This is a genomic window from uncultured Paenalcaligenes sp. (assembly GCF_947630565.1).
Taxonomy (GTDB): Bacteria; Pseudomonadota; Gammaproteobacteria; order Burkholderiales; family Burkholderiaceae_B; genus Paenalcaligenes; species Paenalcaligenes faecalis.
Map to the genome: position 1 here is coordinate 1 of NZ_CANRIC010000065.1, position 8,595 is coordinate 8,595.

9 protein-coding genes are annotated in these 8,595 nt (G+C 45.2%); 4 read left to right on the forward strand and 5 right to left on the reverse strand.

The annotated features are described in order from the left end of the window. The first annotated feature begins 98 nt into the window (after window positions 1-98). Together Q0Z62_RS10015 and Q0Z62_RS10020 are read left to right on the forward strand one after the other, a co-directional pair. Window positions 99-965, forward strand: coding sequence for a pirin family protein (locus tag Q0Z62_RS10015; RefSeq protein ID WP_298054092.1), 867 nt, complete (start codon window positions 99-101; stop codon window positions 963-965). Window positions 966-988: 23 nt separating this feature from the next. Continuing rightward, complete coding sequence (locus tag Q0Z62_RS10020; protein WP_298054094.1) at window positions 989-1,918, forward strand: pirin family protein; 930 nt, start codon at window positions 989-991, stop codon at window positions 1,916-1,918. A 59-nt stretch (window positions 1,919-1,977) separates the two neighbouring features. Here Q0Z62_RS10020 and Q0Z62_RS10025 read toward each other — a convergent pair whose 3' ends face one another. Next, window positions 1,978-2,151: a hypothetical protein gene (locus Q0Z62_RS10025; RefSeq protein WP_298054096.1), complete on the reverse strand. Its 174-nt coding sequence runs from the start codon at window positions 2,149-2,151 to the stop codon at window positions 1,978-1,980. Between Q0Z62_RS10025 and Q0Z62_RS10030 the strand changes: the two genes are divergently transcribed. After that, window positions 2,150-2,530 carry a hypothetical protein gene (locus Q0Z62_RS10030; protein ID WP_298054098.1) on the forward strand — a complete coding sequence of 127 codons (381 nt, stop codon included), beginning with the start codon at window positions 2,150-2,152 and terminating at the stop codon, window positions 2,528-2,530. The genes Q0Z62_RS10025 and Q0Z62_RS10030 overlap by 2 nt on opposite strands. Here Q0Z62_RS10030 and Q0Z62_RS10035 read toward each other — a convergent pair. The 3 genes from Q0Z62_RS10035 to Q0Z62_RS10045 form a co-directional block, all read right to left on the reverse strand. Continuing rightward, complete coding sequence (locus tag Q0Z62_RS10035) at window positions 2,490-3,776, reverse strand: arsenic transporter (protein ID WP_298054100.1); 1,287 nt, start codon at window positions 3,774-3,776, stop codon at window positions 2,490-2,492. The genes Q0Z62_RS10030 and Q0Z62_RS10035 overlap by 41 nt on opposite strands. 160 nt (window positions 3,777-3,936) lie before the next feature. Next, on the reverse strand, window positions 3,937-5,934 hold the full coding sequence (locus Q0Z62_RS10040; RefSeq protein ID WP_298054103.1) for a TRAP transporter permease: 1,998 nt from the start codon (window positions 5,932-5,934) through the stop codon (window positions 3,937-3,939). 82 nt (window positions 5,935-6,016) lie between these two features. Continuing rightward, window positions 6,017-7,012: a TAXI family TRAP transporter solute-binding subunit gene (locus Q0Z62_RS10045; RefSeq protein ID WP_298054106.1), complete on the reverse strand. Its 996-nt coding sequence runs from the start codon at window positions 7,010-7,012 to the stop codon at window positions 6,017-6,019. 199 nt (window positions 7,013-7,211) lie between these two features. Here Q0Z62_RS10045 and Q0Z62_RS10050 point away from each other — a divergent pair, with 199 nt between their 5' ends. Further along, the gene (locus Q0Z62_RS10050; protein ID WP_298054108.1) at window positions 7,212-7,892 is read left to right on the forward strand and encodes a tellurite resistance TerB family protein; all 681 of its coding nucleotides are present in this window, start codon (window positions 7,212-7,214) and stop codon (window positions 7,890-7,892) included. 221 nt (window positions 7,893-8,113) lie between these two features. Here Q0Z62_RS10050 and Q0Z62_RS10055 read toward each other — a convergent pair. Continuing rightward, on the reverse strand, window positions 8,114-8,595 hold a 482-nt coding region (locus tag Q0Z62_RS10055), incomplete at its 5' end, for a DUF2220 domain-containing protein (RefSeq protein ID WP_298054110.1).

The window sequence follows — 8,595 nt, forward strand, 5'->3', positions numbered from 1 at the left end:
TTTCATAATCTGACACCGTGATAAGTCACGCTACTATAGCGCCTTAAAGTGTGTCCGGTTTCATTAAACCACTACACGGGGTATCTCGCACAATTTAGATGAAAGCAATTATTGCAACTATTTCTGCACCTAAAGGTCATTGGGTAGGGGATGGATTTCCTGTCCGCTCTTTATTCTCCTACCATGGTACGGATACCCAACTTATTAGCCCTTTTTTATTGCTCGATTATGCAGGCCCTGCTGAGTTTACGCCCCATACACATCCGCGAGGCGTTGGCTCTCACCCACACCGTGGCTTCGAAACGGTCACTTTGGTGTATGACGGCGAGGTCACACATACAGACTCCACAGGCGGAGGCGGGACCATTGGCCCAGGAGATGTGCAGTGGATGACCGCAGGTGATGGGATTCTGCACAAAGAGTATCACTCAGAGTCTTTCACTAAGACCGGAGGACGCTTTGAAATGGTACAGCTTTGGGTAAACCTACCTGCCAAAGACAAGACCACGCCCGCTCATTATCAGGCTATTACTGCCGCGATGATCCCTACTGTTACTCTACCTGAACAAGCGGGTCAGTTACGTGTTATTGCGGGCAGTGTTAATGACACGATAGGCCCGGCAACTACCTATACCCCAATCAATGTGTGGGATATACAATTGCAACGTGGAGGCGTCAGTACTCTACAAGTACCAGAGCATCACACCTGCTTACTTGTTGTGCTCAGTGGCACGGTATTAGTGAACGATAAAAAAGTCGTTCGTGATGCTGAGCTCGTTATTTTTGATCGCTCAGGTACTACGGTACAACTTGAGGCCAATAATGATGCCAAGCTCCTCGTGCTAACGGGTGAGCCCATCAATGAACCCGTTGTGGGCTATGGACCATTTGTCATGAACACTACAGAACAAATTCACGAGTCCATCACAGCGTTCAATCAAAACAAAATGGGTCAGATGTTATAGATCCTACACACAAGGAATACACCATGAGCACGTCTATTCAAATGACTATCCAAGAATACGCCGATTGTCCTCATCAATCTACCTTCACCCCTGCCCTTGCATTAACTGCCCGCGAGGCCATTTTAGGTGAGGGCATGAAGATTCGTCGGCTATTGCCTCATCGTGAACAACGTATGATTGGTGCTTGGTGTTTTTTTGACCATGCGGGCCCTGCTGATGTCAGTCACGGCGGTGGGGTCCGTGTAGGCCCTCACCCTCACACAGGCTTACAAACGTTTAGCTGGATGGTGGACGGGGAAATTTTGCACCGCGATAGCCTAGGCTATAAACAACTGCTACAAAAAGGGCAAGTTAACTTAATGACCGCGGGCAAAGGCATTTCTCACTCCGAGGAATCACCTGAAAGCCGCTCTCCTACCCTACAACTGGCACAGTTTTGGATTGCACTGCCCGAGGCTAAACGCTTTATGGAGCCAGCCTTTGAGCACTACCCCGATTTACCTAAAATCGAAAAAGAGCATGCCGTCATTACCGTATTAGTAGGCGAACTTTTTGGTTCTACCTCTCCTGTTGCAGTTCACAGCCCATTAGTCGGAGCAGATATCACCACTCATGGCCAATCCTGTCTTCAAATCCCACTCAAAACAGAGTTTGAATACGGCATAGCGGTTCTTACAGGTAGCGCGTCTATCAATGGTCAAACCATCGAGCCCGGTACACTGCTTTACTTAGGTAAAGAACGGGATCAACTCACGATAGAAACCACAGAGGCCAGCCAAATTATCTTGATTGGGGGCGAACCTTTTGGTGAAGACATCATGCTCTATTGGAACTTCGTAGCACGTAACAAGTCCGAAGTAATCGAATTCATCCGTCTTTGGAATGAAACCGATCACTTTGGTGCAGTAACTGGCTACGAAGGCCCAGCCTTAGATGCACCTAAGCTAAGCTAAAAAAAACGGCATCATTCTCAGCCCGGAGTTTGATGCCGCTTTTGCTATAGCGCATAAAATCAAAAATGAACCAATGCGCCCTTAATCAGCATTTTCATTCCTAACTCAAACTCAGCCTCCATCTCGGCTACATCTGCCTCAGACTGCAACGCCTGCTCTTTCTCATCAGCAATGGCGCAATACAACGTATCTGCCACCGCAGGTCTAAGCAAAACTGAATTTGACTCGAACATGGGAGCAGGTCAAATCATCAATCCAGCTGGTGATTTTAAAATTAACTTTAGCGGGGTCTCAGACGACATGAGACGAAAGTCAGCTGAAGTAGGCGTAACGGGACAGATAGATACCGGTCTTATTGCACACCAATTTGCTATAAACAGCACCTACTATCAGGAGGACTACCATCTCAGAGGCTTTAGAAACCTATTAAATCAAGACTGGATCACCAGTATATATAACCCTGTATGGGGCCCTGAGCCTGCCCTACCTAAATGGCAAGCAAAACTGGGCGCAGAATGGGATGTAGCAGCTCTGCAGGGACTGACCTTAACGACAAACGCAACCAGTGCATCTAAGCAATACCTAAGCGTAGGGCTAATGCTACTAAGCTAATCAATAATACGGGCGTAGTTAACAGCACCCCTACTCTAAAGTAGTATCCCCAACTGATAGTAATGCCCTTTTTTGCCAGCACATGCAACCACAATAAAGTCGCTAAGCTGCCAATAGGCGTAAATTTCGGCCCTAAATCACTCCCAATCACATTGGCATAAATCATGGCTTCCTTGATTGGGCCACTCGCAATAGACGAGTCTATAGACAGTGCCGTTGTTATCACAGTGGGCATATTGTTCATCACCGAGGACAAAATCGCAGACAGCATGCCAGTCCCCAACGCTGCCCCCCATACTCCGCCTTTAGAAAATTCATTTAATAATAAAGCGAGATACCCTGTTAAGCCTGCATTGCCCAAACCATAGACAACTAAATACATCCCTAATGAGAAGACCACAATCTGCCAAGGGGCGCCTTGCACAACTTTTTTTATATTAATCACTTTTCCACAGCGAGCAACCACCAATAATACGGCAGCTGCCACCGCCGCAACCGCACTCACCGGCACGCCTAAGGGCTCTAAAGCAAAGAAACCAATTAGTAATAAAGTCAAAACAAACCATCCGGCCCTGAAAGTCACTCTATCTTTAATCACCGCCGTAGGTTGTGGTAGGTGAGTCATGCAATACGTGGAGGGAATGTCACGCTTGAAAAATAGGCTCAGTACAACAAGACTAGCTACTACTGAGACGATATTGACAGGCACCATCACCGCAGCATAGTCCTTAAAACCAATAGCAAAATAGTCTGCAGAGACAATATTGACTAAATTAGACACCACAAGTGGCAAGCTCGCTGTATCAGCAATAAAGCCTGCTGCCATCACAAAGGCTAAGGTTGCTGCCGCAGAAAAGCCCATTGCCATCAACATCGCTATCACTATGGGTGTCAAAATTAGTGCAGCCCCATCGTTAGCAAATAATGCCGAAACTGCTGCACCTAACAAAATAATTAACGCAAACAGTTTAAAACCACTGCCGCCACCCCACCGAGCTACATGCAGAGCAGCCCACTCAAAAAACCCCGCCTCATCCAACAATAGACTAATGATAATAACGGCAATAAAGGTAGCCGTTGCATTCCATACAATCCCCCACACCACAGGAATATCTGCCCAATGCACCACCCCAACAGCAAGAGCTGCCGCTGCACCTATTAAAGCACTCCACCCAATCCCCAAACCACGAGGCTGCCAGATCACCAAGATCAACGTAAAAATGAAAATCAGACTAGAAACAAACACAAAAAATCCTAAAAAAGTTTATTTCATTGGGGGACGCAGTGTGCTTAGACTGGAATAAGAATAGGTCAGGCCTCTATTGTTAGCTTTTTACCTAGTTGGACTAGGATAAAAGTAACGTATAGAGGCCTGACGTTGAGCGTAGTTAAGGATTAACTATAGGCTAAACGGCTGCTGTTTTCTTAGCTATTGATCCACTGTCATCAGGGCGCTGTTTCTGTAAAAACCAGACTAGTGCCATTAACGGAATCCCAATGATTGCACCGATCACATTGGGAATAATCAACATGATACCCGCAACGAAAAGGATAAGGCGTTCGTAAGACCGAGAGGAGCGAATATAAAAACCAATCATAGAGCTACTGACCGCCACCATACCCAGAACAGCAGTAATAATCGTCGCAATTAAAGGCAAAGCCGTGACGTTTTCCATTACCAAAATAGGGCTATATACAAAGATATAGGGCACGATAAAGGCTGCGATAGCTAGTTTTACAGCAGTTACCCCGCTCTTGAATGGGTTCGCCTGTGCTATCCCTGCCCCCGCATATGCGGCTAAACAAACGGGTGGGGTGATGTCTGCCAAGATACCAAAGTAAAAAACAAACATATGAACAGACAAAGGCGTTAAATCAAAACCGTTAATTAATGCGGGAGCAGCAATAGTTGCTGTCACCACATAATTAGCCGTAGTAGGTAAACCCATACCCAAGATCAAACATGCGATCATCGTTAAGAACAAGGCAAGGAATAAATAGCCCCCTGACAACGCGATAATACTGGCAGCAAATTTAGCACCAAGGCCTGTCATGCTAACCACACCAGCAATAATACCTGCGGTGGCTACGGCAGCGATAACAGGTAACGCCACCCGCGCACCTTGCTCAAGCACATAAAAAAACTTTTTGAAACCTAAGCGCGTTTCTTTACGTATATAGCTAACCAAAAAGGCAGTAGCAATACCATAGATCACAGCGCGCTGAGGCGTATACCCGATCATGACCGTAGTAATGATTACGATCAAAGGCAGCAACATATAGCCGTACTGCTTCATTTGCTTGCCTATATCAGGCAGTTCTGATTTAGGTAGCCCTACAATCCCTAGGCGCTTGGCCTCGAAGTGAGTACCAATAAAAATACCAAGAAAATAAAGAGTAGCGGGGATCACGGCAGCAGCCATAATGACCGCATAGGAGACTCCTAAATACTCCATCATAATAAAAGCTGCGGCGCCCATAATAGGTGGCATAATTTGCCCACCCGTCGAAGCAGAGGCTTCTGTTCCAGCCGCGAATTCTGGTTTAAAGCCAGCGTTCTTCATCATGGGAATAGTAAAAGAGCCTGAAGCAACCGTGTTACCTACCGAGCTGCCTGAAACCATCCCCTGTAGAGCACTAGCAACCACCGCTGCTTTAGCCGTACCACCGGTAAACCGTCCCGTAAGACCAAACGCTAAATCATTAAAAAACTGCCCAATACGTGTGTTAACTAAAATGACGCCAAAAAACAAGAACAAATAAATGTATTTCGCCGAAATTTGCAATGGTGTGCCAAACACCCCACTGTCTCTGTACCACAATCGCGTGGTCACATCTGTAAAGTCATAGCCCTGATGCGATAAGGTGGCGGTGGGAATATAGTTGCCATACAGTGCGTAACCAATCATGACCGACGCAACAATCACAATGGGAGTCCCAACGGTTCGACGTGTAGCCTCTAAGAGCAACAACACCCCAACCACAGATAAAAACGTATCGTATTGCTCGTAACCCCAAGTGATGCTTTGAATGAGGGAGTCGAAATTAATTATTTTGTAATAGGTGACATACATGGCCAAAAAGGCCAACAATACGTCATACCACGGTACGGTCTTTTGAAAAATCTGCTGCCCCTTTTTAAAGGGGAACAAAAGAAAAATAAGGCCTAAAGCCGTGCCTAAATGGACGGCTCCCTGCTTTTGTGATGGGAACGTACCAAAGTATCCAGTGTAGACATGGAATACGGTGAGTGATATTCCTAGAAAAGTAACCACCCATGTCCAGACGCCAATTTCCTCGCGAAAATTGCTTTCACGGTCGTATTTTTGTAATAAGGCTTTTGCGTCTTGTTCAGCTTTTGCTGTTTGTTCAGCCGGGGTTAACTTGTTATTTGTGTCAACCATAGAAACACCACTTTTAATTATAACACTGAAAAAATCCATCAAAAAATAGAAAGGACTTTAAAAGTCCTTTCTATTTTTTTAATTACTTGGCAAGATCAGCTAAGCTGTTAATACCAGTACTCTTACGAGTCACAATTTGAACCACCTCGGGGTAAACATGACCAATAAAGGACACGTTTTCTACTTTGCGGCCTTTAAACTGACCTGTGCCATTCACTGAGTCTAGTGCTGGAACGTGAACAGCCATACCCACGTCCATACGACCACGACCAATACTAGCTAAGTTTTCTAAAGAAGCACCGGTCTCTACGTTTGTAAAATTACCATCACTGTGTTTATTCCAAATGTTGGCAATTTCACCACCTAATGGGTAGTACGTACCACCTTGGCTACCTGTACCCAATGTGAATTCAGCTTTGCGTTTATCGCCCTTAGCTTTAAGCTCAGCCACAGGACCTTCAACGGTTAGGCCTTGTTCCTCGTAGTAACGTTTTGCGCCAGGATGAATAGGAATACCCTCCGCACCGTTAAGTGCATTTTTCAGGGTAAGCTGTACGCCTTGAGCATGAGTAATTTCTTTGGAATTTTCCACCATAATCTTAGCAAGCTGATAGCCTAGCTCTTCGTCAATGGTGTCATTGTTGGCGACCATAACCGCAAAGGCGGCAATAGTGGGTACATCTGCATCCAAAAAGCCGTATGCATCTTTAGAAATGGTGTAGCTCTTGTACCCGCTGGTCTGTTCAGTCTTAGCAATAACCTCGTCAGACAAGCCCAGCATCACTACATCACCTGTGGATGCATTGAGACTTTCAATGCTGCCTGCAGGTACGCCAAGAATACCAAAAGAAACATCAATGTTTCCATCTTGAACCAAGTCAGCAGCATTACCAAAACTTTCTTGGAAAGGCTGGTAATCCTTAATGCCGTAAGCCTCTAGAATAACTTTAGATACCGAGTTAGTTTCGCTGGCAGGTGGGCCGACCGCAATACGTGCAGCCTGTGCAGAACTAAAAACGGCGAACATGGACACGACACTAGCCGCTGTGAAGTGTAAAAGTGATTTTTTTACTTTCATCAGTAAACCTCTCCTTTTAAGGGCAATGAAACAAATGGCTAAATCCATTCGTTACGTCTTATTCTTATCTATATAAACAAAATAGCCTTGAGTGTATGTAGGTGTTGCCCTCCCGTCAAGATCACATTAACCCTATAAAATACCTCGATAAAGCCACAATTTGAAATTACACTAGTAAGTTCTACTCAAAGGAGTTCACATGTCAATACAAAATATTTTGCAACAACTGCTTCAGTCTGCTCAGAAAATGGGGCAAACATCAACCTCATCCAATAAGGATCTCTCTACAAAAGCCGCGTCTGCACTCAGCGGATTTACTGGAGGCGCACTAACAGGCGGAGCCTTAGGATTACTGTTAGGCAATAAAAAATTTAGAAAGATTGGTGGTAAAGTTGCTGCTTATGGTGGTGTAGCAGCGCTCGGTGTCGTTGCCTATAATGCATACAATGAATGGCAGAAAAAAGAAAAAACGCTAAACGACACGACACCTCCTGCCGTCGCTCTCTCACCAAATCAACCACCTACAACTGACCTCGAAGACCAGAGCCGTTTAATACTTGCTGCGATGATCTCAGCTGCTAAGTCAGATGGACACATTAATGAGGAAGAACAAGCTCTTTTAGATGTGGAGCTACAAAAACTAGCAAGCTCAGAACATGAGCAACAATGGTTGTCAGCCCAACTAGCTGGTCCCGCTGACCCCACAGCTATAGCTCGCCTTGCCTCTACCCCTGAACAAGGTGCTGAGATTTACTTAGCGAGTGTACTCATAACCAATGCGGATAGCTTTATGGAACGCGCTTATCTTGATGAGCTTGCTCGTCAACTAAATATAGAAAGCAGCCTTAAAGAGCATTTAGAGAAAACAGTATTAGGTTAGACAGGGAAAGCTAACTGCGCACGCGATAATTATTTAAACTACGGCTCACCACAGCCGAGAAATAACGAGTTCGTTTAATATCAGAACGGTTTTTAAAATTATCGCCAAGCAAGCTGAACATCTTATCTAAGCGTAAAGAAAAATTAAGTAATTTAGACAAGCTTGCATAAATTTTTGGTTCTTTACGTCTTAATAAACTATCCATAATATGCGGCAAAAGCTCATCTCTTCTCGGCCCACAACCGAAGCTTCTCATAGACAAAATCGATAGGTAAACGTTCTTGTTCTAAACGCGTACAGCCGAAATCACCATTTCGTAACATTCTAAAAAGAATCAGCTCGCGGTCAGTCAATGCAACAGGCTCTTTAGCTACTGACTCAGGCTCATCAACCATTCTATCTAGGTAGGCCTCAACGGTATCCGAATCCATCATCAGGGGGATAACCGTACTCAACTTACTGCGAACATCGCTAAGTATGGCAAGTCCTTCAGAATCAATGTCCCCCCAATAGGCAACTCGTTTGCTGGCCAGCCAATTTGCCTTCATCCATGAAACGTTCTTTCCTCCTCCCGACACAGCGATCGTATCAGGAATAGTATCTAGAGATAGGCACGACTGGTCATTTTCAATCACAAGGATATTTTTAGCAGGCAATTCAAAGCTCAATAATGTTTCAGAGGACATGCGTAACAATGGCAGCC